24 protein-coding genes are annotated in these 22,901 nt (G+C 62.3%); 14 read left to right on the forward strand and 10 right to left on the reverse strand.

Annotated features, from left to right (window positions below):
• Positions 1 to 3 precede the first annotated feature (3 nt).
• Together EOE18_RS03510 and EOE18_RS03515 are read left to right on the forward strand one after the other, a co-directional pair.
• Entirely contained in the window at positions 4 to 501 is a 498-nt protein-coding gene (locus EOE18_RS03510; protein ID WP_127706276.1) for a DUF3237 domain-containing protein, read from the forward strand.
• Positions 502 to 512: 11 nt separating this feature from the next.
• A complete protein-coding gene (locus EOE18_RS03515; protein WP_127706278.1) occupies positions 513 to 1,301 on the forward strand; it encodes a CmcJ/NvfI family oxidoreductase in 789 nt (262 codons plus the stop codon).
• A gap of 211 nt (positions 1,302 to 1,512) precedes the next feature.
• Here EOE18_RS03515 and EOE18_RS03520 read toward each other — a convergent pair whose 3' ends face one another.
• Positions 1,513 to 2,445, reverse strand: a complete 933-nt coding sequence (locus EOE18_RS03520) for an SDR family oxidoreductase (RefSeq protein ID WP_246027240.1) — start codon at positions 2,443 to 2,445, stop codon at positions 1,513 to 1,515.
• 100 nt (positions 2,446 to 2,545) lie between these two features.
• Here EOE18_RS03520 and EOE18_RS03525 point away from each other — a divergent pair, with 100 nt between their 5' ends.
• Positions 2,546 to 3,250, forward strand: a complete 705-nt coding sequence (locus EOE18_RS03525) for a nuclear transport factor 2 family protein (protein ID WP_127706280.1) — start codon at positions 2,546 to 2,548, stop codon at positions 3,248 to 3,250.
• Here the strand turns inward: EOE18_RS03525 and EOE18_RS03530 are convergent.
• Positions 3,247 to 3,726, reverse strand: coding sequence for a MarR family winged helix-turn-helix transcriptional regulator (locus tag EOE18_RS03530; protein WP_127706282.1), 480 nt, complete (start codon positions 3,724 to 3,726; stop codon positions 3,247 to 3,249). The genes EOE18_RS03525 and EOE18_RS03530 overlap by 4 nt on opposite strands.
• A 201-nt stretch (positions 3,727 to 3,927) precedes the next feature.
• On the opposite strand from EOE18_RS03530, the gene EOE18_RS03535 reads away from it, so the two are divergent.
• From EOE18_RS03535 to EOE18_RS03550, 4 genes are all read left to right on the forward strand, one after another.
• Positions 3,928 to 6,300 carry a TonB-dependent receptor gene (locus EOE18_RS03535; RefSeq protein ID WP_127706283.1) on the forward strand — a complete coding sequence of 791 codons (2,373 nt, stop codon included), beginning with the start codon at positions 3,928 to 3,930 and terminating at the stop codon, positions 6,298 to 6,300.
• Between the two features lie 143 nt (positions 6,301 to 6,443).
• Entirely contained in the window at positions 6,444 to 8,021 is a 1,578-nt protein-coding gene (locus EOE18_RS03540) for an FAD-binding oxidoreductase (RefSeq protein WP_127706285.1), read from the forward strand.
• Positions 8,018 to 8,449: a c-type cytochrome gene (locus EOE18_RS03545; protein WP_164852651.1), complete on the forward strand. Its 432-nt coding sequence runs from the start codon at positions 8,018 to 8,020 to the stop codon at positions 8,447 to 8,449. The genes EOE18_RS03540 and EOE18_RS03545 overlap by 4 nt, the downstream gene beginning before the upstream one ends.
• The gene (locus EOE18_RS03550) at positions 8,446 to 8,820 is read left to right on the forward strand and encodes a hypothetical protein (RefSeq protein WP_127706289.1); all 375 of its coding nucleotides are present in this window, start codon (positions 8,446 to 8,448) and stop codon (positions 8,818 to 8,820) included. The genes EOE18_RS03545 and EOE18_RS03550 overlap by 4 nt, the downstream gene beginning before the upstream one ends.
• Positions 8,821 to 8,863: 43 nt before the next feature.
• On the opposite strand, the gene EOE18_RS03555 is transcribed toward EOE18_RS03550, so the two are convergent.
• Positions 8,864 to 9,838 carry an NAD(P)H-dependent flavin oxidoreductase gene (locus EOE18_RS03555; protein ID WP_127706637.1) on the reverse strand — a complete coding sequence of 325 codons (975 nt, stop codon included), beginning with the start codon at positions 9,836 to 9,838 and terminating at the stop codon, positions 8,864 to 8,866.
• A gap of 347 nt (positions 9,839 to 10,185) precedes the next feature.
• Complete coding sequence (locus tag EOE18_RS03560; RefSeq protein WP_127706291.1) at positions 10,186 to 11,451, reverse strand: aspartate kinase; 1,266 nt, start codon at positions 11,449 to 11,451, stop codon at positions 10,186 to 10,188.
• A gap of 97 nt (positions 11,452 to 11,548) precedes the next feature.
• Here EOE18_RS03560 and ubiG point away from each other — a divergent pair, with 97 nt between their 5' ends.
• Together ubiG and EOE18_RS03570 are read left to right on the forward strand one after the other, a co-directional pair.
• On the forward strand, positions 11,549 to 12,277 hold the full coding sequence (ubiG, locus tag EOE18_RS03565; protein WP_127706293.1) for a bifunctional 2-polyprenyl-6-hydroxyphenol methylase/3-demethylubiquinol 3-O-methyltransferase UbiG: 729 nt from the start codon (positions 11,549 to 11,551) through the stop codon (positions 12,275 to 12,277).
• Between the two features lie 240 nt (positions 12,278 to 12,517).
• On the forward strand, positions 12,518 to 12,877 hold the full coding sequence (locus EOE18_RS03570) for a DUF2314 domain-containing protein (RefSeq protein ID WP_127706295.1): 360 nt from the start codon (positions 12,518 to 12,520) through the stop codon (positions 12,875 to 12,877).
• Between the two features lie 185 nt (positions 12,878 to 13,062).
• Here the strand turns inward: EOE18_RS03570 and EOE18_RS03575 are convergent, their stop codons facing one another.
• The 3 genes from EOE18_RS03575 to EOE18_RS03585 are packed head-to-tail and all read right to left on the reverse strand — an operon-like array spanning position 13,063 to position 14,505.
• The gene (locus EOE18_RS03575) at positions 13,063 to 13,575 is read right to left on the reverse strand and encodes an AAA family ATPase (protein WP_127706297.1); all 513 of its coding nucleotides are present in this window, start codon (positions 13,573 to 13,575) and stop codon (positions 13,063 to 13,065) included.
• Positions 13,572 to 14,150, reverse strand: a complete 579-nt coding sequence (gene pnuC / locus EOE18_RS03580) for a nicotinamide riboside transporter PnuC (protein WP_127706298.1) — start codon at positions 14,148 to 14,150, stop codon at positions 13,572 to 13,574. The genes EOE18_RS03575 and pnuC overlap by 4 nt, the downstream gene beginning before the upstream one ends.
• 7 nt (positions 14,151 to 14,157) lie before the next feature.
• Positions 14,158 to 14,505, reverse strand: coding sequence for an arsenate reductase (locus tag EOE18_RS03585; RefSeq protein WP_127706300.1), 348 nt, complete (start codon positions 14,503 to 14,505; stop codon positions 14,158 to 14,160).
• A gap of 134 nt (positions 14,506 to 14,639) precedes the next feature.
• Between EOE18_RS03585 and EOE18_RS03590 the strand changes: the two genes are divergently transcribed.
• The 4 genes from EOE18_RS03590 (at position 14,640) to ahpF (ending at position 18,634) form a co-directional block, all read left to right on the forward strand.
• Positions 14,640 to 14,864 carry a DUF4287 domain-containing protein gene (locus EOE18_RS03590; protein ID WP_127706302.1) on the forward strand — a complete coding sequence of 75 codons (225 nt, stop codon included), beginning with the start codon at positions 14,640 to 14,642 and terminating at the stop codon, positions 14,862 to 14,864.
• 42 nt (positions 14,865 to 14,906) lie between these two features.
• A complete protein-coding gene (aroC, locus tag EOE18_RS03595) occupies positions 14,907 to 15,995 on the forward strand; it encodes a chorismate synthase (RefSeq protein ID WP_127706304.1) in 1,089 nt (362 codons plus the stop codon).
• 281 nt (positions 15,996 to 16,276) lie between these two features.
• Positions 16,277 to 16,840, forward strand: coding sequence for an alkyl hydroperoxide reductase subunit C (gene ahpC, locus EOE18_RS03600; protein ID WP_127706306.1), 564 nt, complete (start codon positions 16,277 to 16,279; stop codon positions 16,838 to 16,840).
• Between the two features lie 237 nt (positions 16,841 to 17,077).
• Positions 17,078 to 18,634 (forward strand): alkyl hydroperoxide reductase subunit F, encoded by a 1,557-nt coding sequence (gene ahpF / locus EOE18_RS03605; RefSeq protein WP_127706309.1) that lies wholly within the window; start codon positions 17,078 to 17,080, stop codon positions 18,632 to 18,634.
• A 671-nt stretch (positions 18,635 to 19,305) separates the two neighbouring features.
• Here the strand turns inward: ahpF and EOE18_RS03610 are convergent.
• From EOE18_RS03610 to EOE18_RS03620, 3 genes are all read right to left on the reverse strand, one after another.
• Positions 19,306 to 19,917, reverse strand: a complete 612-nt coding sequence (locus EOE18_RS03610; RefSeq protein ID WP_127706311.1) for a Smr/MutS family protein — start codon at positions 19,915 to 19,917, stop codon at positions 19,306 to 19,308.
• 24 nt (positions 19,918 to 19,941) lie between these two features.
• Positions 19,942 to 21,168, reverse strand: a complete 1,227-nt coding sequence (gene mltA, locus EOE18_RS03615; RefSeq protein WP_127706313.1) for a murein transglycosylase A — start codon at positions 21,166 to 21,168, stop codon at positions 19,942 to 19,944.
• Positions 21,169 to 21,335: 167 nt separating this feature from the next.
• Positions 21,336 to 21,989: a Tim44/TimA family putative adaptor protein gene (locus EOE18_RS03620; RefSeq protein WP_127706639.1), complete on the reverse strand. Its 654-nt coding sequence runs from the start codon at positions 21,987 to 21,989 to the stop codon at positions 21,336 to 21,338.
• 278 nt (positions 21,990 to 22,267) lie between these two features.
• Here EOE18_RS03620 and secB point away from each other — a divergent pair, with 278 nt between their 5' ends.
• Positions 22,268 to 22,816 carry a protein-export chaperone SecB gene (gene secB / locus EOE18_RS03625; protein WP_127706315.1) on the forward strand — a complete coding sequence of 183 codons (549 nt, stop codon included), beginning with the start codon at positions 22,268 to 22,270 and terminating at the stop codon, positions 22,814 to 22,816.
• Positions 22,817 to 22,901 lie beyond the last annotated feature (85 nt).

Below are 22,901 nucleotides of genomic sequence, written 5' to 3' on the forward strand. Positions count from 1 at the left end.
TTCATGGATTTCTCCACACTCGACAATCCAAGGCTGGAATTCGCCTTTGCCTGCACCCTGCAATTCACCCGCGTGCAAATGGTGCCCGATCTGCCCAGCGGCGGTATGCGCAGCGCGGTCTATGTGGACAGCGGCGTGTTTGAAGGCCCGCGTTTGAAAGGCCGCGCCGTGCCCAATTCGGGCGGTGATTATGCCCTGTTCCGCCCCGATGACACCGCCTGTTTCGACGCCCGCTATATGCTGGAGGAGGAAGATGGCACGTTGATCTATATGCAGAACAAGGGCTTCCTGTGGGGCAGGGAACCGGGCGTGATGGACCGGTTGCGCGCTTGGGCCTTTGCCGGTGGCGATCCGGTGCCCCATGCCGAATATTACCTGCGCGCCCAGCCCAGCTTTGAAACCAGCAAGGGCAAGCATGACTGGCTGACCCGCCACATCTTCATCGGCGTGGGCGAAAGGCGGCCCGATGGCAACCATGTGCGCTATTACGCGCTGACCTGAAAGGCGCCGCGATGTTACCCCTGATCGCCTATTCGGGCCGAGGCGTGGCCCGCCCGCGCTATTACGCCAATGCCCATGACCGCGACGTGCTGGATATTGCCCCCGTGCCGATGGCGGTGACCAATGCACGCGGCATGGGCGCCCGACTGGACCGCGAGGGCTTTACGTTGGTTCAGCACAGCAGCGCCGTCACCGATTGGCGGTCCCCCGAGCAGGTGGCGCAGATCTATGCCGCCGAACTGGCCGAACTGGTAAAAGCCGCCACCGGCGCGGATGAGGTGCGCGTCTCACCCCATGGCATCCTGCGCTTTTCGGAAAAGTCGGGTCTGGCGGGCAGCGGCAACAATTCCCACCCCGCCCGCTTTGCCCATATTGACGTGGCCGACACCAGCGCCCGCGCCATGGCCGAGCGGACAGCGGCGGGGCGCAGCTTTACCCGCTTTGCCGCCGTCAACATCTGGCGCGCCCTGTCCCCCGCGCCGCAGGATGTGCCGCTGGCCCTATGCGATGCGCGCAGCGTGGAAGAAGGCGATCTCATCACCGCCGATGCCATATTCGACGAGCCCGATGGCCGCGAATGGGGCTTTGAAGGCCTGCTGGTCGCGCATAATCCCGCGCATCGCTGGTATTACTACCCCGATATGCATGCAGGCGAGGCAATCATCTTCAAAACCAAGGACAGCGCGCCCGATGTCGCGCGCCATATCCCCCATGTGGCGTTTAATGACCCGCTTGCGCCAGAAGATGCCCCGCCGAGGAACAGCATCGAGATGCGGGCTACGGCTTTTTGGTGGGGGTAGGGATGGAAGGATTGCCTCCGGCGGGCCAAGGGCGGGGGCCCTTGGCGATCCCGTTACTGGGTGGCGCGTGCCTGAAAGGCAGCGCCTTTGCGCGGAGCGCTTTAAAGCCTGCGGCGCTTCCAGCTTGCGCTACCTCCGCCAACTAACGCAACCCCATTATGGGTTTGCAAAGGGACCGAGTCCCTTTGCCCGCCGGAGGCATCCCCCCCCTTCAATTCAAATCCGCAATGCTAATCTCCCGCCCCTCCAACGCCGCCTTGTTGGCCGCGCGGCGCATCCGCTCCACTTCCAGCCGCGCGGGCGGGGCTTCCTCCTGCGGCAGGGCCTCCATGCTTTCGGCATAGATCGCGGCGAAATCCTCGGCAAATTCGGGATGGGTGAAGATCAACCCGCGCCGCTGGCCCATGCCGGACAGGATACGCTGCCCAGCCTCCAACGGGTCCATGCCCGCCTCGAAGGCCTTGCCGAAATGCTCCAGCGCGGCGCGGTCCACCGTGCCAAAGCCGCTGTCGGCAAAGGCTTCGGGGCGGCGGAAGGCGGAATCCCATGCATTGGTGGCCACCAAAGCGGGGCACACCAGCGAACAACCGATGCCCAAAGGCACCAGATTATAGCGCAGCGACTCGGTCAGCCCGCGCACCGCAAATTTGCTGGCGGTATAGATCCCCGCCTGCGGGCCGGAGAGATAGGCGGCCATGCTGGCAATATTGACCACATGCCGCCGCCCATCGGCGCGGCGCAGCGCGGGCAGGAAAGAGGTAATGCCATTGACCACCCCGCCGAAGTTGACCCCCATGATCCAGTCATAATCATCATAGGAAGCCTCTGCCGTATTGCCGAAAACCGAAACGCCGGCATTGTTGACCAGCACATGCACCCCGCCGAAATGCGCCTCGACCGCATCGGCCGCCGCCGCAAAGCCCGCTCTGTCGGTCACATCCAGCTTGATCCACAGCGGTTCTTCCAAGCCCTGATCGGCAAACCATGCTGCGGCTTTGCTGCGATAATCCTCGTTGCGATAGGACAGCGCAAGGCGCATACCGGCCAGAGCAAAGGCGCGGGCGATCCCGAAACCAAGCCCCGACACCCCGCCGCTGATAAAGGCCACGCGGCCTGCCCATTCTCCACCTTGCGCCTGCATCATTTTTCCTCTCGCCAAATGCCGTTTGATTGTTAGTATGGCATACAAAGAGGATGAGGCAAGCCACCGCGAAAAGTGGCAGCATCCCGACAGGAGAGATGCCATGAGTGATACTGACAATCGCCTTGCCGCGCTGGAACGCCGCGTGCAGGAATTGGAGGACATTAACGCCATACGCCGCCTGCATTGGGCCTATGGCTATTACATCGATTTCAACCGCGCCCGCGATGTCGCCGACCTGTTTGCAGAGGATGGCGAGGTGATTTTCCTCTCCGGCATCTACAAGGGGCGCGAGGGGGCCTATCGCCTTTATGGCACATGGTTCAAATCGCTCTTCCTTGCCCCGGGCGAGGAAGGCCCTGCCTATGGCTTCCTGCTCGACCATTTCCAGATGCAGGATATCATCACCATCGCCCCCGATGGCCAAACCGCCAAGGGCCGTTTCCGTGGCATGCTGTTTGGCGGCAGCCACGAAACCCGCACCTTCAAACCCCAAGGCCTGCCGCTGCAATTCATGGAAGCGGGCATCTATGAAAATGACTATGTGAAGGAAGATGGGGTCTGGAAGATCAAGCGGCTCGATTACATGATGCAATGGCAGGGCGATTACGAGGCGGGCTGGTCGAAAACCACCGCCCATCTCCAGCCGCTGACCACCTGCTTCCCCGAAAACCCCATCGGGCCGGATGAAATCCGCAGCGCGGAAATCCGCCAGACATGGCCGCATCGCCATGATGTGCCGATGCATTTTGCCCACCCGCGCTTTGGCGCGATGCTGGCGGGGCAGCAGCCAGCCTTAGTGGATTAATCCACCTGTGGATGCGCCGCTTCCCATTCGGCGATGCGGCGCAACACATGGGTGGCGGCTTGGCCAAATTCGCGCTGCTGGCGCTGGGTCAGCTTGCCCAGCAGGCTTTCCGCCACGCCATGCAGCAGGGGTTGCATCTGGCGATAGGCGGCCTCGCCAGCCTCCGTCAGATGCACGGGGCGGCGGCGACGGTTATCGGGATCGGTAAAGTCCTCCACCCAGCCGCGCGTCTTGAGCGCAGCAATGGCGCGGCTGACATTCATCGGAGTCGCGCCGGTAATATGCACCAGATCATGCCCCGCCAATGGCCCTTCACCGGCCAGCGCCATAACCACTTTAACCTCTTGCGTGGAGGCGCCCGAAGGATCGCACACGCCCTCCTTCATCGGCCCGCCCACCAGCGAGCAGAGCTTGAGTAACTGGATCAACAGGGTGGTCAGCGTGTCATCGCTGTCGGGGGCACAGGTGTCGCTCATGGGCAAAGGCTAAACACAAGGCAGGCGTGCAAAGCAAGCCCCGCTGGCATCAAAGGCAGGCCCGCACCCTAACAGATGTGATTTTTTGGCATCACCTGACAGGTCAGCGCAAAAACTTTCCAATCAGACTTGCTTCTCGTCAATTCGTATGTATCACTCACAAACATAAGGGCCAAAGAGCCCGGTTCAAGGAGAGGGAAAATGGCCAGAACTTTTGGCACCACTACCCGTATGCGTCTCGCACAGGCTGCCGCTACCACCGCTTTGGCGCTCGGCCTTGCCGCCCCTGCCATGGCGGCCGATGAACAGGCCCCCGCCGCGCTGGAAAAGGGGCTGAAGGAAATTGTCGTCACCGCGCAGTTCCGCAGCCAGAAGCTGCAGGATACGCCTTTGTCGATCACGGCGGTCAATTCCGAATTGCTGAAATCGCGCAACCAGACCGACATCAGCCAGATTGCCGCCAATGCCCCCAACGTGCAACTGACACAAATGGGCGGCGCTTTTGGTTCGTCGATGGCCGCCTATATTCGCGGCGTGGGCCAATATGACTTCAACCCCGCCTATGAGCCGGGCGTTGGTCTGTATATTGACGATGTCTATTACGCCACGCTGACCGGTTCGGTGATGGATCTGCTCGACCTTGACCGCGTGGAAGTGCTGCGCGGGCCACAGGGCACGCTGACGGGCCGTAACTCGATCGGCGGCGCGATCAAGATGTTCTCGGCCAAGCCCACGGCGGAAAATTCGGGCACGGTGGAAGCCGCCTATGGCGCGCGCAACCGGCTCGATCTGCGCGCCACGGCCAATTATGCGCTGACCGAAAATCTCTATGCCCGCGTGTCCGGCGTGTTCAAGCGTCAGGACGGCTATGTGAAGCAACTCGACTATGGCTGCGCCAACCCCAGCAACAGTCTGGGCATCACCGGCAATGCCAGCAGCGGCAAGGATTGCGTGGTCGACAAGCTGGGCGGCAAGAATTACTCGGGCGTGCGCGGCTCCTTGCGCTACAAGCCCAATGACAAGCTCGACTGGATTGTCGCGGCCGATTACACCTATGAAAACCGCACCAATGCCGCCAGCGTGCTGACGGTGAACAACACCGCCAAGACCGGCGGCGTCGATTTCCGCTGCGGCCGCTTCTGCACCTATGCCAGCTTCTATATGCCCGCAGGTGGTCAGGCTGGCCAAGCCTACACCATGCCCAACACCACCATGTTCACCGGCTGGGGCGTGTCGAGCAACCTGTCCTACAACATCACCGACGATCTGAAGCTGCAGTCGATCACCGCCTATCGCAAGTATAAGCAGACCTTCGGCACCGACGATGATTTCACCCCCTATGCCCCTGCGGGCGGCGCGGGTTATAACGATCTGTCGTTCAAGTTCTTCAGCCAGGAACTGCGCCTGAATGGCAAGATCGGGACTTTGGGCGAATGGACCCTTGGCGGCTTCTATAATGACCAGAAGTCGGTCTATTATACCCGTCAGGACATTCGCTATATCGTCCCCAATGTGCCCACCTTCTATCTGCAATTCATGGGCAATGACCCGATTCCGGCCAATTCCAAGGCCGCTTTCGGCACCGTCATCCTGCATCCTACCAGCGCTTTGAACGTCACGGCGGGCCTGCGCTATACCAGCGAGCACAAGGATTACACCTTTGTCCGCAAGACCTGGGCTGGCGGCACGCTGAATGACATCTTCGGCGTGGGCGCGCTGAACGGCAGTCAGGCGACCTATGACGGCAAGAAGCTCGACTGGCGCATTTCCGCCGACTATCGCTTCAACCCGCAATTGATGGCCTATGCCACGGTCAGCACCGGCTTCAAGGGCGGCGGCGTCACCGCGCGTCCCTTTACCAAGACGCAGGCCACCAATGGTACCTTCCGTCCCGAAACGCTCACGTCCTATGAACTGGGCATCAAGACCGACCTGCTGGATCGTCGTCTGCGCGTGAACCTTGCCGGTTTCGTCAATGACTACAAGAATATCCAGCTGCCGATCTCGGATTGCTCGCTGCTGGACGGCTATGCGCCGGGCACCGATCCCTTCCCCTGCGCCGCGATCCAGAATGCCGGCGACGGCAAGATGTATGGCGTGGAGGCCGAAGTCTCGGCCAGCCCGATCGAAGGGCTGGACATGGACGCCACGCTCAGCTTCATCGATGGCGAATGGAACCGGATCAGCGCGCAGGTCACCTCGATCAAGCTGTCCGATCCGATCACCACGCCCAACTGGCGCGGCAGCTTCGGCATGCAGTATAAGGCCGATATGGGCAAGAATGGCTCGCTGACGCCGCGCATTGACTATGCCTATACCGGCAAGCAGACGATGGGCCGTCTGGGGGTTACCGCCCCGCTGGATTACAATCCGGCCTTTGGCATCACCAATGCGCGCCTGACTTGGAAGAATGAAAAGCAGGATCTGGCCATCAGCCTTGAGGTGCAGAACCTGTTCGACAAATATTACTTCCTGCCGCTGCGCTTCCAGGCGCTCTATGCTTCGGCAGGTACGGTCTATTCCAACGTGGGCCGTCCGCGTGAATGGGCTTTGTCGGTGCGCAAGTCCTTCTGATCTCCAGCCAGATCAGATTGCAAAAGCCGGAAAAGGGCGGGCCGCTGGCTCGCCCTTTTTTTGCGCAACATGGCGCTTGACAGCGGGCCGCGCCTCCATCACATTCCATAACAATTGTTATAAAAATGGGAGAGAGAAGGGCCATGAAACTGACCCTGCCACCCCGCGTCAGCCCGCAAGGCTTTGACGCGGCCTTAAACGCTTTCGCATCCGTGGTGGGCAAGGGCTGGGTCCTGTCCAGCGATGCCGACCGCGATGCCTATGCCGACATTTACGCCCCCGGCTCCACCGAGCGCTGGCCCGCCTCCGCCGCGGTCGCCCCCGCCAGCGTGGAGGAAATCCGCGCCATAGTCCGGCTTGCCAATGAACATAAGGTGCCGCTGTGGCCAGTCGCGCGGGGCAAAAACCTTGGCTATGGCACATCGGCCCCGCGCATGGCGGGCAGCGTGGTGCTGGATCTGGGGCGGATGAACCGCATTCTGGAACTGGACCCCAAACTGGCCTATGCCGTGGTGGAACCGGGCGTGGGCTTTTTCGACCTGCATGACGAAATCGCCCGCCAAAAGGCGCCTTTGTGGATGAGCGTGCCGGGCAATGGCTGGGGCAGCGTACTGGGCAATGCGCTGGAACATGGCATTGGCTACACGCCCTATGGCCTGCACGCGCGCAACCTGTGCGGGATCGAGGCGGTGCTGCCCGATGGCGACCTGCTGCGCACCGGCATGGGTGCCATGAAGGACAATCCGGCATGGCATCTCTTCCCCATGAATTACGGCCCGACATGGGATCTGGCCTTCAGCCAGTCTAACCTTGGCGTGGTGACCAAGGCGGGCGTCTGGCTGCAACCCGCGCCCGAAACCAGCCTTGAACTGACATGGGACATTCCCGAGGAAGGCGATATTGCCTGGGTGGTGGACACGATCACCCCGCTGAAAATCGCCGGATTGATTGACCAGAATGTGTTCATACCCAGCTGGCTGGGCAAGATCGTGCTGCTGGGCACGCGCAAGGATTTCTGGGACAAGCCCAGCGCCATGCCCGAATGGCGGGTGCAGGAGCTGCTCAAAGAACACAAGCTGGGCTATTGGCGCGTTTCCATCCGCCTTTATGGCGAGGAAAGCGTCAACAAGGCGAAAGCCGAAGTGATCAAAGCCGCCTTCAAACGCCATCTGGACGCGCCGCCGTTTGAAAGCTGGTGGCGGCAGGGGGACGAGAAGCACCCGATGGACATCACTTTGGGCACGCCCTCGGCCGTGCCTTTGCAGATGAGCGACTGGGTGGGCGGACGCGGCGCGCATATGGGCTTTTCGCCCGTGGTGCCCGCCACATCGGAGCATGTGATCGGGCAGTTGAAGCGCAGCCGCAAGATCATTGCCGAGCATGATGTGGATTTCTACGCCAGCTTCACCATTGGCGGACGCTTTGCCAATAATGTCAACATGTTGATGTACGACCGCGACAATGCGGGCCAGATCGACAATATCAAGAAATTGTTCAACGCGCTGATCGATGAGACGGCCAAGGCGGGCTATGGCGAATATCGCACCCATCTGGGCTGGATGGACCGCGTGATGGACACGTTTGACTTCAACGACCACGCGCTGCGCCGCTTTGATGAAAAGATCAAGGATGCGCTGGACCCCAATGGCATTATCGCTCCGGGCAAACAGGGCGTATGGCCCGCCGCCTATCGCGCGCAAAAGAAGGAGGGCGCGGAATGAGCAAGCTGATCTGGACGCTCGCCCTGCCCCTTATTGCCGCGACGGGCGCAGCCATGGCGCAACCGCCCAAAGCCCCCCCCGCGGGCCCCGGCGGCGTGCCGCAATTCCCGCCCTATCAGGTTCGCAGCGCCATGCCCGAAGGCGACCGGCTGCTGGCGGGCCGCGATGCCAAGGCGGTGTTTGAACATGCCTGCGGCTATTGCCATTTCGCGGGCGGCATGGGCAGCAATCTGTTGACCAAGCAAATGCTGGCCATGAAACGCCCGCCCAGCGACGGGATCCTGACCAACCGCCGCGACCTGTTCCCCGCCTATGTGAAGGCCGTGGTGCGCGGCGGCAAGGGCGCCATGCCTGCGCAAACCCGCGTGGACATCACCGATGCCGAACTGGACGCGGTGGCCGCCTATCTGGCCAAGGGGAAGAAATGATGGCCGCGCTCTCCCTCACCCGCCGCCACCTGTTGCAAAGCGCGGGCGCGGTTGGCGCGCTGGCCTCGGCCCCTGCGCTGGCGGCGCGGATCAAACCCGCGCTGGTGGTCTATGACAGCCGCCTGATCGAAAGCGCAGGCTTTGCCGGAGAGCATGACGGGCCCGCGCTGGATGTGGCGCAAGGGCTGCACCCGCGCCGTCTGGCGCTGGGCAATGCCAAAGCGTTGGAGGGCATGACCGGATGGGGCGATTATGTCGCCCTGCGCGGCGCCCTGCGCCTGCAAGGTTTCCGCCCTGTGACCGAGCGCAAGGTGCAGGCGCCTTTGTCCGGCGCGGGCCATCTGTTCCGCTGGCGTCTGGAACGGGCCTGAAACCAAAAGGGGCAGGAGGTTCATCCCCCTGCCCCTTCGAAAATTATCGCAAGGAAGCCTCGCATTCGGCCATCAAAGTGGCGATGATCTCGGCCACCGGCTCTTCCTTGGTCACCATGCCGACCGACTGGCCCGCCATCACCGAGCCATTTTCGACATCACCCTCGATCACCGCGCGGCGCAGGGCGCCTGCCCAGTAATGCTCGATCTGCAATTGGGCCTCGCCCATTTCAATCGCGCCGCTGTCCAGCAGAGCGGCAACCTCGCGCTGCTTGGCGGTGAATTCCTCGGTGCCCTTGTTCTTCAACGCGCGCACGGGGATCACCGGCAGGCGCGGATCAACCTGCACGCTGGCAACGGCCTCACGCGCGGGGGCGCGGAAAAAGGCCTTCTTGAACGCGGGATGCGCGATGCTTTCGCTGGCGGCGGCAAAGCGCGTGCCGAGCTGAACGCCCGCCGCGCCCATTTCCAGATAGGAGGCAATCATCTCGCCACGGCCAATGCCACCGGCCACAAACACCAGATAATCCTGCGCCAGTTCGGGCAGGAATTCCTGCGCCAGCACCGAAGTCGCCACCGGACCAATATGCCCGCCCGCTTCGCTGCCCTCGATCACCAGCGCATCCGCGCCGCTGCGCAACAGCTTTTTCGCCAGCGCCAGAGTGGGCGCAAACACCAGCACCTTGCCGCCAAAGGCCTTGATCGCCTCCACGCTGCCCTTGGGCGGAATGCCGCCCGCCAGCACCACATGGCTCACCCCATGCCGCGCGCAAACCTCGATCAGGTCAAACAGCTTGGGATGCATCGTAATCAGGTTCACGCCAAAGGGCTTGTCCGTCAGCGCCTTAGTCGCCGCAATTTCCGCGTCCAGCAATTCGGGCGTCATCGCGCCGCAAGCAATCACGCCAAAACCGCCCGCATTGCTGATGGCCGAAACCAGATTCCGCTCCGAAACCCAGCTCATCGCGCCGCACAAAATAGCAGTCTCGCTGCCCAGAAATGCTGCGCCGCGCGCCATCAGGGCGTTGGTCTTGGCTGTCACTGCTTGCTCCGTCCTTATACCGATCTGGCCGCGCCTATAGGGGGTGGAGGCGGATGGGGCAAGTTTTGGGGGGTAAGAAGGCGCTATATGCCTCCGGCGGGTTAAGGGCGGGGGCCCTTAACAATCCCGTTAATGAGCACAGGCGCAAGCTTGGCGCATGGTTGCGGGGTTTCAAGGTGGGGTTGCACCCCACACCCCCTTTTCTCCCCGCGAAGCGGCTTAGCCCCAAACGAAAAACGCCCCCACGTCACCGCAGGAGCGCCTTTCATGATCGGGATTGTTAAGGGCCCCCGCCCTTAACCCGCCGGAGGCATCAAAACCTATCAGCCATCCAGCCCATAAGCCGTATGCAGCAAGCGCACAGCCAGCTCGGTCTCGTCCGAATCGATCAGCACGGAAACCTTGATTTCGCTGGTGGAAATCGCCTGGATATTGATGCCGCGATCGGCCAGCGTCTTGAACATGGTGCTGGCAACGCCGGCATGGCTGCGCATACCCACGCCCACCACCGAGATCTTGGAAACCTTGGAATCCTTGGTCAGCTTTTGATAGCCGATGGTTTCGCGGTTTTCTTCCAGCACGGCCAGCGTGCGGTCAAGGTCGGCCTGCGGCACGGTGAAGGTCACGTCGGTGTCGGTGTCTTCGCGGCCAACGTTCTGGATAATCATATCCACGTTGATATTGGCAGCGGCCAGCGGCGTGAAAATGGTGGCCACAGCGCCCGGACGATCCGGCACCGCGGTCAGGATGACCTTGGCTTCATTCTTGTCGGCGGCAATGCCGGTGATCAGCTGGCTTTCCATATCCAGATCCTTTTGAATTTTGGCCAGTTCTTCGTCAGAAACAATCATAGTGCCGGGCAATGTGTCGGCGGCGGGGGCGTTTTCGTCAATGAAGGACGAGAGCACCTGCACGCGCACATTTTCCTTCATCGCCAGCGCGACGCAGCGGGTCTGCAACACTTTCGAACCCACGCTGGCCAGTTCCAGCATTTCTTCGTAGGTCACATTCTTCAGCTTGCGCGCCTTGGCCACGATGCGCGGGTCGGTGGTGTAAACCCCGTCCACGTCGGTATAGATGTCGCAGCGATCCGCGCCCAGCGCCGCCGCCACGGCCACCGCCGACGTGTCCGAACCGCCACGGCCCAGCGTGGTGATGCGGCGGTCTTCGGTCATGCCCTGAAAACCGGGGATGACGGCGATTTCGCCTGCGGCCATGCTGGCCAGAATCTCGTCGGTGTCGATACCTTCGATTCGCGCCTTGGAATGGGCCTTGTCGGTGCGGATCGGCAATTGCCAGCCCAGCCACGAACGGGCCTTCGACCCCATCGCCTGCAGGGTCAGCGCGAGCAACCCGCTCGTCACCTGTTCACCGGCTGCCACCACCACATCATATTCGGCAGGGTCATACAGCGCATTGGCTTCGCGGCAGAAATTGACCAGCCGGTCCGTTTCCCCCGCCATGGCCGACACCACAACCGCCACTTCATGGCCCGCTTCCTGCTGGCGGCGGACAATGCCCGCCACGCGCCGGATACGTTCCGTGCCGGCCATAGAGGTGCCGCCGAATTTCATCACGATCCGGGCCACGTCGTCAGGCTCCCTTGTAGAAAAGTCACAAGCTTTGAAACAAAATTGCGCAAAAGGGCACTTGCCCCGCACAGTGGGCGCGCTTTAGGGAGAGCGCATGGCCAATGCAACCACAATCCGCCCAGAAGAAGCAGCCCATTTCGGCAAACTGGCCGCAGAATGGTGGGACCCCAAGGGTTCCTCGGCGATGTTGCACAAATTGAACCCCGTGCGCCTGCGCTTCATCCGTGATGCCGTGGACGCACATTTCGGCACAGACCCGCGCTCGGTGCGCCCGCTGTCGGGCCTGCGCGCGCTGGACGTGGGCTGCGGCGCGGGGCTTTTGTGCGAACCCTTGGCGCGGCTTGGCGCGGCGGTCACCGGCCTTGACGCGGCGGCCGAAAACATCGCCGCCGCCAGCGCCCATGCGGCGGGCGCAGGCCTGTCCATCGATTATCGCAATGAAGACATCGCCCGCGCTGGCCTGTCCGGCTATGATCTGGTCACCAGCATGGAAGTGATCGAGCATGTCGCCGACAAAGCCACCTTCATCGCCGCGCTGGTGGGCGCGCTGGCCCCCGATGGCCTGATGATCCTGTCCACCCCCAACCGCACCCCTGCCTCCAAATGGCTGATGGTCGAAGGCGCCGAACGCTTGGGGCTGGTCCCGCGCGGCACCCACCACTGGGACGATTTCATCACCCCGCCCGAACTGGCGTTGATATTGGAAGACAATGGCCTCCAAGTCGGCCAACCCATGGGCATCGCATGGAACCCCATGAAGGGCCTGCACCTGTCGGACGATCTGGCGCTGAATTATATCCTGACGGCCAAGGTTCGGGGGTAAGGGGTCCGCTGCGGTTTGGATGTGCCTCCGGCTGGGTTTCGTTTGCCTCCGGCGGGCAAAGGGCCGGGGCCCTTTGCAATCCCGTCGACGGGTGGCGCTGCGTCCGATGGGATGCGCTATAGGCGGGTTTGAAGGCCGCTGCGCGGCGGGGTTTGGCCGAAAATGGTGGATTGCGGACATTCAGATAACCTCTAATCTGTCCGCATGAGAAAACCGGATTTTAATCTCGATGGATGGTGCTTGGACGACGGGGAAGCCCGACACGCTCATGCGCCTACGACCTTCTGGGTACCTGACCGAGATCGTCGAGAGAGACTCCAACCCGGCGATTTTGCAAAACTGATTTTCAGGATCAGCGTAGACAATCCGGAAGAGCCCGTCGCGGTTGAAAGCATGTGGGTTATCGTCCGGGAGAGAATATCGGGTGGTTATCTTGGGCTTCTCGACAATGAGCCAGACAGCATCGAAGAGAACAATGCTTTCTGGGTCGGGACTGAGTTACCGTTCGGCCCCGAGCACATCATCAACATCATGGATAGAGACGCGGCCAGCATCTCGCTCGCGGCGGCGGAGCCACGAACACGTTGGCCGCAGTGGTAGCCGCAGGATGTCCGCAACTGGGCGTTTACAGCTGTAATGAATTTGGCAGTTGTAACACCACATCTCAAACGCCCTCCCACTAAAGGGATTGCAAAGGGCAAGTCTTTGTTCTCGCATCGCTGATGCCAAAAACCGGTTCCCACTTTTTGGCCAGATGCTCTGGCCCTTTGCCCGCCGGAGGCACCTTACCCCTCCGCCACCGCCAACACCGCCTCGACCACCTGCGCCTCGCGCTCGGCCCAATCGCCGCCGACGCGTGTATAGGGCACGCCCGCCCGCACCAGCATCTCCTCCGACACGGCGGCGAATTCGGCCCGCGCCTGTGTGCTGCCGAAAAAGCGGGTGCCATCCTCGATCCACGGCACATCGGGGGCGAAGAGCAGATAGAGGTCCGCCTTGGGATAGGCGAAAAGCGCATCGGGCACATGGCCGAATAACATCTGCGCCCATGCCGCCGTCATCAAAGGGTCGGTGTCCAGCACCAGCACAGGAGGCCGCGCCGCACTGGCCGCCAGCATCGCCGCATTCTGACCCTGCGCCATGGCCAGCAGGTCGTCCATGGTAAAGTCGGTGCCATGCGCCTCGGCATAGGCGCGCCCATATTCGGGCACCCATGGCCAGCCGAAACGCGCCTGCAAGTGCTGGGCCAGCACCGATTTGCCCGTGCTTTCGGCTCCATGGAAACAGATGCGGATCATGCTTGCACCATCCGCCCATCCCGCGCCGCACCGGCCCATTCGCGCCAGCCCAGCAGCGAGATCACCCCGAACAGCACATAAAGCGCCGCCAGCCAGTAAAGCCCGCGATTGAGGTAGAGCGCCACCGACACCACATCAATCGCCACCCACAAAGGCCAGTTCTCCACCCGCCGGAACGACAGCAAAATCTGCGCGACAATGCTGGCGCCCGTTACCGCCGCATCGGCAAAGGGCAAGGCCGCCGAAGTATAGCGCGCCAAGGCCCAGCCCAGCCACACGCTAAACGCCGCCGCGCCCAGCAGCCACAGCAACCTTTGCCGCCAGTCCATCCAGCCAACAGGCACCGCAGGCAGATCGCCCCTTGCGCGCAACCAAAGCCACCAACCCCAGCCATTGACCACAAAGAAAAACCCCTGCAGCCCGCTTTCGGCATAGAGCCGCGCCTCGACCAGCACGCTGGCCACCAGCGCCACCATCACCATCGCCACCGGAAAATTCCAGACCGAGCGCCGCACCAGCAGCACAATATTGGCCAACCCCAACAGGCTGCCCGCGATCTCGGCCCAATTGCCCATCAAGCCTTCAGCCCCAAACTGCCGCCCATTCCTTTTCGACAAAGCCGACCATCAAGCCGCCCTCATGCTCGACAATCGGCCGCTTGATGCAGGAAGGCTGCGCCACCATCAGCGTCACCGCTTTTGCCCCGTCCAGATCCACCTTGGCTTCATCGGGCAGCTTGCGGAAAGTCATGCCCGCGCGGTTCAGCACCTTGTCCAGCCCCGCCTTGGCGATCCAGTCCGTCAGCTTAGCGGCATCCGCTCCGGCCTTCTTGTAATCGTGGAAAGCGTAATCCACGCCCCTTTCCTCCAGCCACAGGCGGGCCTTTTTCACCGTGCTGCAATTGGGGATGCCGTAAAGGGTGATGGTCACAAGCGGTCCTTTGCCAAATTTCCTCTGCTGCCAGAATGGCCCTGCTGATCGCGGCAAAGGGTGCAAATGTCCAGCCCTCACGCGCCCGCTTTAAGCCTTGACGAAGCCTCGCACCTAAAGGCAGCCTGCCCGCCATGACCAATGAAAAAGTCAAAGGCCCCGCCGCCTATTTCCCCTCGATCGAGAAGAAATACGGGCAGCCGATCCAGCACTGGCTGGATCTGGTTTCCGCGCGCCTTCCGGCCAAGCATATGGAATTGGTCGGCATGTTAAAGGCCGAACATGGGTTTGGCCATGGCCATGCCAATGCGGTTGTCGGCCATGTGCTGCGCGGCAAAGCCGCTTCGCCCGCACCCTAACACCATAGACTTTTGCCGCAAACAACGCCAAAGAGCGCCCCCATGAGCTGGAACACCTTTGGTCGCATCTTTCGATTCACCACCTGGGGCGAAAGCCACGGGCCCGCGCTGGGCGCGGTGGTGGATGGTTGCCCGCCCGAACTGGACATTCACGAAGGGCTGATCCAGCCCTATCTGGACGCGCGCCGCCCTGGCCAGTCGCGTTTCACCACCCAGCGCAACGAGCCCGATCAGGTTAAGATCCTGTCGGGCGTGTTCGAGGGCCGAACCACCGGCACCCCGATCAGCCTCTTGATCGAAAACACCGACCAGCGCTCCAAAGATTACAGCGAAGTGGCCAAGGCCTATCGCCCCGGCCATGCCGATTATGCCTATGACGCCAAATATGGCTTCCGCGACTATCGCGGCGGCGGGCGTTCCTCGGCCCGCGAAACGGCGGCGCGCGTGGCGGCGGGCGGCTTGGCGCGTCTGGTGATCCCAGAGGTGTCGATCCTCGCCTATGTCTCGGCCATTGGCGGCGATGCGATCAATCCGGCCAATTTCGACGCGGCGCAAATCGGCCAAAACCCCTTCTTCTGCCCCGATGCAGAGGCCGCCCAGCGCTGGGAAGCTTTGGTGGACAAGGCGCGCAAGGATGGCTCATCGCTGGGCGCGGTGGTGGAATGCGTGGCTACCGGCGTGCCCGCTGGCTGGGGCGCACCGCTCTATGCCAAGCTGGACGCCGATCTGGCCGCCGCCATGATGGGCATCAATGCGGTCAAGGGCGTGGAAATCGGCGATGGCTTTGCCGCCGCAACCTTGCGCGGAGAGGCCAATGCCGATCCGATGCGGCTGGATGCCGATGGCTCGGTCGACTTCACCGCCAACCATGCTGGCGGCATTGCGGGCGGCATTTCCACGGGGCAACCGGTGGTGGTGCGCGTGGCGTTCAAGCCGACCAGCTCCATCCTGATCCCCGTGCCCACCGTGACCCGCGCCGATGAAACGGGGCAGCGCGCCGAAACCGACCTGTTCACCAAGGGCCGCCATGACCCCTGCGTTGGCATTCGCGGCGTGCCGGTGGTGGAGGCGATGATGGCGCTGGTGCTGGCCGACCACAAGCTGCTGCATCGCGGGCAAACTGGCCGGTAAAGGTCAGGGCGGTCCATCCGCCCTGCGGGCAACCTCCGCGCCTGCCATCCCGCGTTCATAATCCTGCGCTAGATCAAGGACCGGCCATGCCCGCCATGGTTCTATCCCTTGCACAAACCCCGCGTGCCGATGCGCGACGGGGTTAATCGGCGTTTCCGATCAAAACTCACTTATCGCCATTGCCAATCTAATTAATCGGGAAAGCCCTCTTCGCATTTCCGCTTCCAGCACCTACATGGGTTTCAACAAGTTCAACCAAGCACCCAAACAGGAGCTACCCCATGTCGCTGATCGGCTATGAAATCCAACCCTTCACCGCCCAGGCCTACAAGTCCGGCGCTTTTGTCGAAGTCACCGATGCCGATATCAAGGGCAAGTGGTCGGTGTTCTTCTTCTACCCCGCCGACTTTACCTTCGTTTGCCCCACCGAACTGGAAGACCTCCAGAACGAATATGCCAATCTGAAGGCGCTGGGCGTGGAAGTATACGGCGTGTCGACCGACACCCATTTCAGCCACAAGGCATGGGCCGACACCTCGCCCGCTATTGGCAAGATCGAATATTTCCTCGTCGGTGACCAGAACCACGACCTGACCAAGCAGTTCAACAACCTGCGCGAAGGCGTTGGGCTGGCCGACCGTGGCACTTTCGTGACCGATCCCTCGGGCACCGTGCAGCTGGTCGAAGTGACCCCCGAAGGCGTGGGCCGCAACGCCGCCGAACTGGTGCGCAAGATCAAGGCCGCCAAGTACTGGCAGGAACACCCCGGTCAGGTCTGCCCCGCCAAGTGGGAAGAAGGCGCCGAAACGCTGGCTCCCTCGATCGATCTGGTCGGCAAGATCTGATTTTGATTGCTTTTCGAAGGGGGCCTCGGCCCCCTTCACCCCCAGAACGTCTCCCGACGATGACAAGCGTGATGCCGCCCCCGAGCGCCGCGTCCGCACCGTCGGAGGCTTTTAAAGCTGCTGCGCAGCCTGTCTGTCATTCGCAACATCAGCCCTAAAGCAACCTCTCGTCGGTAGACGTTAAGGGGAGCGCGAGGGGCGTGCCCCTCGTAAAACCCATTCCCAAGGACGAAACCCATGCTCGACGCCAATCTGACCGCCCAACTCAAGCAATATCTCGCCATGCTGCGTGAACCGATTGAGCTTGTCGCCAGCCTTGGCGACGATGCGAAATCCTTGCAAACCCGCGAGTTGATCAGCGAGATCGCCGCGCTCTCCGACAAGGTTTCCGCCCGCTTTGACGGCACGGATGCCCGTAAGCCCTCCTTCACCATCAGCCCTGTCGCCAATGCGCATAGCCGCCTGCGCTTTGCCGGTCTGCCGATGGGGCATGAATTCACCTCTCTGGTCCTGGCTTTGCTATGGGCCGGTGGTCACCCGCCCAAGGTGTCGCAAGAGGTGCTGGATCAGGTAACAAGCCTGGCCAGCACCCATGATTTCGAGATGTACTTCTCGCTGACCTGCCACAATTGCCCCGACGTGGTGCAGGCGCTGACGCTGATCGCGCTGAAAAACGCCAATTTCACCGCCACCTTGATCGAGGGCGGCACCTATCAGGCCGAAGTCGATACCCGCGGCGTAATGGCCGTGCCCGCCGTGTTCAAGGATGGCGCGATGTGGCTGTCGGGCAAGAAAACGCTGGAGGAAATCGCCGCCCTGCTCGACACCGGCGCGGAGGAAAAAGCCGTCGCCGCGATCAATGCCAAGGCTCCGTTTGAAGTGCTGGTGGTGGGCGGTGGCCCCGCTGGCGCGGCTGCCGCGATCTATACCGCGCGCAAGGGCATCCGCACCGGCGTCGCCGCCGAACGCTTCGGCGGGCAGGTGCTGGATACTTTGGGCATCGAGAATTTCATCTCGGTCAGCCATACCGAAGGGCCCAAACTGGCCGCCGCGCTGGAAAGCCATGTGAAGGATTACGAGGTCGACATCATGAACCTCTCCCGCGCGGAAAAGCTGATCCCCGCCAGCGAGACGGGCGGCTATCACGAGGTGGTGCTGTCCAACGGCGCCAGCCTGAAGGCCCGGTCGGTGATCCTTTCCACCGGCGCGCGCTGGCGCAACATGAATGTGCCGGGCGAGGCCGAATATGCCAACAAGGGCGTGGCCTATTGCCCCCATTGCGACGGCCCCCTGTTCAAGGGCAAGCGCGTGGCGGTGATCGGTGGCGGCAATTCGGGCGTGGAAGCCGCCATCGACCTTGCCGGTATCGTCGCCCATGTCACGCTGGTGGAATTTGACAGCCAGATGCGCGCCGATGCCGTGCTGCAGGACAAGCTGCGCAGCCTGCCCAATGTCACCATCATCACCAGCGCGCTGACGACAGAAGTGCTGGGCGATGGCGCCAAGGTGACCGGCCTGACCTATAAGGACCGCGCCACCGAGGAACTGCACACCGTAGAGCTGGAAGGCATTTTCGTGCAGATCGGCCTCGTGCCCAACACCGAATGGCTCAAAGGCGCCCTCGCCCTCTCCCCCCGTGGCGAGATCGAGATCGACGCCAAGGGCGCAACCTCCGTCCCCGGCGTCTTCGCCGCCGGCGATTGCACCACCGTACCCTACAAGCAAATCATCATCGCCATGGGCGCCGGTGCCACGGCGGGGCTTTCGGCCTTTGACTATATGATCCGGAATTAAAGGGCATAACCCTGACCGACAGCCCCCTTCGGCCCTTTGGGTTGGAGGGGGTTTGGGGGTTTTAGGGGAATTAAAAATGCCTCCGGCGGGCAAAGGGCGGGGGCCCTTTGCAATCCCTTTAATGGGTGGCGCTGCGTCCGATGGTATGCGCTATGAACGGGTTTGAAGGCCGCTTCGCGGCGAGGTTTGGCTGGAAAGTTAGGGGGAGCGGTCGCGACTTCTTCGCCGTGCAAACCAGTTAATCACCCATCGCATCGCCAGGCCAGCAATTGCCGTAATCACGATTGCAGGGATGAACAGCCACCAGACTAACCCGTGATTACAAGGCTCATTGGGAACACAATCACCCAATGCACTGACTAGGAAGACACAGCCCAAGAGCGGAATTCCGACTAATGAGGCGGTCAAACAGCCCCACAGGCCACCCGGCGTTCCGCTTCCTTGATAATTGCCTTGAGCCACTGACGCATATTGGCGTGCAAAGATTACGTCCGCAAGAGCACCGTATCCGTAAAGTCTCATTTCTTCCCGCGAAGCGGCTTAACAGCCCTTCACCCCACCACCACCGAGGCCAAAACCCCACCCCATTAAAGGGATTGCAAAGGGCCCCCGCCCTTTGCCCGCCGGAGGCAATACACCCCCCGCCGGAGGCACCCCTAAAACCTCACCCCCTATTTCCGCTTCAAAATAATATAAACCGCCCCCGCGCCCCCATGCTTGGGGTGGGCGGCGCGCACGGCGGCGATGCGGGAAGCGTGGGAGCCGTGGACCAGCCAGTCGAGGAATTTGGCGCGGATGGCGCCGCGCTGGTTGCCCCGGTCCATCGGGCCGGGGGCGGGGCGCGGGCGGCCAGTGATCAGCAACACCACGCGCGCGCCTTGGGCCACGGCGAGAGTAAGCCCATGCTCCAGCCGCATATAGGCGCTGTCCAGATTGGCGCCGTGGAGGTCCAGCGTGAAATCGGGGGTGACGACACCCTTGGTCAGCTTCTTGTCCCAGCTACCGTCCAGCCCGTGCCGCTCCAGCGGGCGGGCGGGCGCAGGGGGTGGCGCAGGCGCAGGCAGAGGCGGCGGAATGCGGCCCTTGATCCGCTTGGGCGGCGGAGGCGGCGGCACCACGGCATCGGGCAAAGCGGGCGCGGCCATAGGCGTGGCGCGGCGCGCAGGCTCCAAAGGCTCGATCGTCTCGGCCACCCGCGCCCATAGCTCGGCCTCCTCGGCGGTCAGCCGCCTACCGCCTCGTAATCCGGCATGAGAGCCCGTCCAAACCCGCGAAGATGCCATCAATGGCTCACGTCACTTGGCGCATCATTTGGCACCCAGGCGCGACAAAGTGCCACGCGGCAGCAAGACAATCGCCTGACCACGCGCCTTCATGCCACCGGCCACCTCACGCGCCCGATCACCAGCGCCCCAGAACGTGTCGAAACGGTTGGGCCCCTTGATCGCCCCGCCCGTATCCTGCGCCACCCACAGGCCGCGCACCAACATGGCGCCAGCCAAAGCCGGATCAGGCGCCAGAAACACCGGCGCGCCCAAAGGCACGAACAGGGGATCGGCGGCCACGGACACTTGCCCATGCACCGGCACGCCCATCGCGCCAATCGGCCCGCCACCAATCAATTCGCGGAAGAAGATCCAGCTCTTGTTCTCGCGCATCAAGGCGCGGCCTTCCTCGGGATAATCGCGGATATAGCGCATCAGGCCCTGCATCGAGGCCGGATATTGCCCCGGCCCGCTGCCCACCAGCCCGCGCTTGGCCATGATCGTGCCAATGCCGGTATAGGCTTGGCCATTTTCGGCGGCATAGCCAATCCGCATCACCGAACCATCGGCCAGACGCAAACGGCCCGAGCCCTGAATCTGCAGGAAGAAGAATTCCACCGGATCGGCCACCCAGGCGATTTCCAGCCCGCGCCCGTCCAGCACGCCATTCTCGATCTCGGCGCGGCTGTAATAGGGGACGAAGCGGCCAAATTCGTCATAGCGGCCAAAGGGCGTCTGGCCATTGGACTTGACCGGCGCATCGCCGGGGCGCGCATGGACCAGATCGGGGGGCTGGCGATAGACCGGCACCGGATAATCGGGCGACCAATTGCGGCTGCCGGCGATTTCGGGTTCGTAATAGCCGGTGGCGTTCAGCTCGCCCGTGCCGACAATCGCGGTTTCAAACTGGGTGGTAAAGAAACTGGCCGCCTCGGGCACCGGCCAGCGGGTCACCGCATCGCAGGCCTCGCGCCAGTCGCTGTTGCGGGTCAGGCCGCTGACATCATTGCGGGCCAGCAATTTGGGGCAGCTTTCACGAAAGGCCAGAAAGGCGCCGCGCGCCATGGCATCGGTGAGCCCCATGCTGGACAGTTCCGGCCCCGAACGCACACCCACCGACAGCGCGTTGGTGCGCGCGGGCTGGTTGGCCGAGGGACGATGCTGCACCCGCCCGCCCTGCTGGCTATTGGGCACACAACCGGCCAACAGCGCCACAACCATCGACATGGTCGCCAGACCCGCCTTCAACGGCCAGCTCGCTTTCAACATCAACCCACCCTCGCACTCAAACAAAAGGCCAAGCCCGCCGCGCGGTGCCTGGCCTTATGGCAACACACTTAGTCGCCTGTGTGACAGGCCCGCCTGTCCCTGACAAGGGATTCGCGCCAGTCCGTGACCCAAAGGGCTGAAAAATCAGCCCCAAGCGGCCCAAAACCTCAACCTTCGTCGGTGGCTTCCAGCAACCAGTCGGGGCTGGTCGATTGCAGGTTGCGACGGAAGGTCCACACATCGCGCACTTCCACCGCATCGGTCAGCGAACCGGCGATCACCGTGCCATCCGCATCGCGCGTCACCGCCGCTACGTCGGAAATGAAACGCACCGCAATGCTGGCAAAGGGCGCATCATAGCTGGCACCGACCAGAGCGGCTTCCTCGATCCGCACCAGACGGTTGTCATAGGTTTGCCCAGCGGCCACACGCGCATCAATCGCGGCGGAAAAGCTTTCCAGCACATCGCCATCGCACAGCTGGGCCAGCTCTTCCTTGTCCCCGCGCCAAAAGGCTTCGAGGATGACGCGATAGGCCCCGCGCGCACCTTCGACAAAGGCCAAAGGATCAAAGCGGCGATCAGCGGCGATAATCTCGCGCAAGCCGCGTTCCACCACCGGCAACATCGGCGGCTGTGCCAATGGCTGCGCGCTGCCCTTGGCGGGCTGTTCGGCCAGAGGCAGCACGGCAGGCGCGGCCACCGGCTCCACACGGTTCTGCACCGGCTCCTCGCCATGTTCGGCGCGGCGCCCCAGCACCGAATAGAGTCGCATGCACAAAAAGCCTGCGATCATGGCCAGAATGACGATAGAGACGGTCACTTGCGGTGTTTTCCAGTAGCTTGCGGCCATCGCCACGACAGCCGTCACTTGTTTATCATGCCTTACATAGTGCTTCTTGACAAATGAACAACGCATGGATTCCCGTTAGTACCGAAATTTTAGCGCGAGCGTGGCATGCGGGTCGCCTAACCACCCTCTCCCCCATTGCCGCCGCCTGCCCTCGATGCTAACCGGCTGTGGCATGGTTGCGGCCAACCCACGGCTGCGACGGAATTTTGTTTCAGCGCCCCTTGTGGCCCCAGTCGAAAGCTTAGCGCATGTCCGAAGATGGCAATGTCACCTCGTCTCTCAAGCTGGATGGCGCCGATGCCATGCCCAGCGCGGGCATCATCTCGCAATATGTGAAGGACCTCTCGGTCGAAAACCCCAATGCGCCCGCCTGCTTTGGCTGGACCGAGGCGCCCGAGCTGGAAGTGCAGTTCAACATTGCCAGCACGCCCGTTGACGGCGGCGTGCATGAAGTGGCTCTGAAAATCCAGCTCAACGCCAAGACCAGCCAGGGCGTGGCTTACATCGTCGACCTGACCTATGCCGGTCTGATCGGCCTGCGCAATGTGGACGACAGCCAGGCTCACCTTTTCATCTTCGCCGAAGCCCCGCGCATCCTGTTCCCCTTTGCCCGCCGCGTGATTGCCGACGTAACGCGCGATGCAGGCTTCACCCCCGTGATGCTCGAACCCATCGATTTCGGCGCGCTCTACTTCCAGCAACTGGCCGCGCAAGGCGTGTCGATGGAAGACGCCCTTGGTGGCATGATGGGTGGCAATACCGGCCCCTCGATCGACGAACCGCAAGGTAACGCTTGATCTTTCAGCGCTTTAACGCCTGAATGAAAGTAACAGGGGCGCGGCGGCAAGCTGCGCCCTTGGTCTATGAGGGAACGGGGCAAAG

The sequence above is a fragment of the Novosphingobium umbonatum genome (assembly GCF_004005905.1).
In the GTDB taxonomy this organism is placed as follows: Bacteria; Pseudomonadota; Alphaproteobacteria; order Sphingomonadales; family Sphingomonadaceae; genus Novosphingobium; species Novosphingobium umbonatum.

Coding starts and splice junctions, on each gene's coding strand:
- EOE18_RS03510 (WP_127706276.1), top strand. CDS start 4: ATGGATTTCTCCACACTCGACAATCCAAGGCTGGAATTCGCCTTTGCC.
- EOE18_RS03515 (WP_127706278.1), top strand. CDS start 513: ATGTTACCCCTGATCGCCTATTCGGGCCGAGGCGTGGCCCGCCCGCGC.
- EOE18_RS03520 (WP_246027240.1), bottom strand. CDS start 2,445: ATGATGCAGGCGCAAGGTGGAGAATGGGCAGGCCGCGTGGCCTTTATC.
- EOE18_RS03525 (WP_127706280.1), top strand. CDS start 2,546: ATGAGTGATACTGACAATCGCCTTGCCGCGCTGGAACGCCGCGTGCAG.
- EOE18_RS03530 (WP_127706282.1), bottom strand. CDS start 3,726: ATGAGCGACACCTGTGCCCCCGACAGCGATGACACGCTGACCACCCTG.
- EOE18_RS03535 (WP_127706283.1), top strand. CDS start 3,928: ATGGCCAGAACTTTTGGCACCACTACCCGTATGCGTCTCGCACAGGCT.
- EOE18_RS03540 (WP_127706285.1), top strand. CDS start 6,444: ATGAAACTGACCCTGCCACCCCGCGTCAGCCCGCAAGGCTTTGACGCG.
- EOE18_RS03545 (WP_164852651.1), top strand. CDS start 8,018: ATGAGCAAGCTGATCTGGACGCTCGCCCTGCCCCTTATTGCCGCGACG.
- EOE18_RS03550 (WP_127706289.1), top strand. CDS start 8,446: ATGATGGCCGCGCTCTCCCTCACCCGCCGCCACCTGTTGCAAAGCGCG.
- EOE18_RS03555 (WP_127706637.1), bottom strand. CDS start 9,838: ATGGCGCGCGGCGCAGCATTTCTGGGCAGCGAGACTGCTATTTTGTGC.
- ubiG (WP_127706293.1), top strand. CDS start 11,549: ATGGCCAATGCAACCACAATCCGCCCAGAAGAAGCAGCCCATTTCGGC.
- EOE18_RS03575 (WP_127706297.1), bottom strand. CDS start 13,575: ATGATCCGCATCTGTTTCCATGGAGCCGAAAGCACGGGCAAATCGGTG.
- pnuC (WP_127706298.1), bottom strand. CDS start 14,150: ATGGGCAATTGGGCCGAGATCGCGGGCAGCCTGTTGGGGTTGGCCAAT.
- EOE18_RS03590 (WP_127706302.1), top strand. CDS start 14,640: ATGACCAATGAAAAAGTCAAAGGCCCCGCCGCCTATTTCCCCTCGATC.
- aroC (WP_127706304.1), top strand. CDS start 14,907: ATGAGCTGGAACACCTTTGGTCGCATCTTTCGATTCACCACCTGGGGC.
- ahpC (WP_127706306.1), top strand. CDS start 16,277: ATGTCGCTGATCGGCTATGAAATCCAACCCTTCACCGCCCAGGCCTAC.
- ahpF (WP_127706309.1), top strand. CDS start 17,078: ATGCTCGACGCCAATCTGACCGCCCAACTCAAGCAATATCTCGCCATG.
- EOE18_RS03610 (WP_127706311.1), bottom strand. CDS start 19,917: ATGGCATCTTCGCGGGTTTGGACGGGCTCTCATGCCGGATTACGAGGC.
- mltA (WP_127706313.1), bottom strand. CDS start 21,168: ATGTTGAAAGCGAGCTGGCCGTTGAAGGCGGGTCTGGCGACCATGTCG.
- secB (WP_127706315.1), top strand. CDS start 22,268: ATGTCCGAAGATGGCAATGTCACCTCGTCTCTCAAGCTGGATGGCGCC.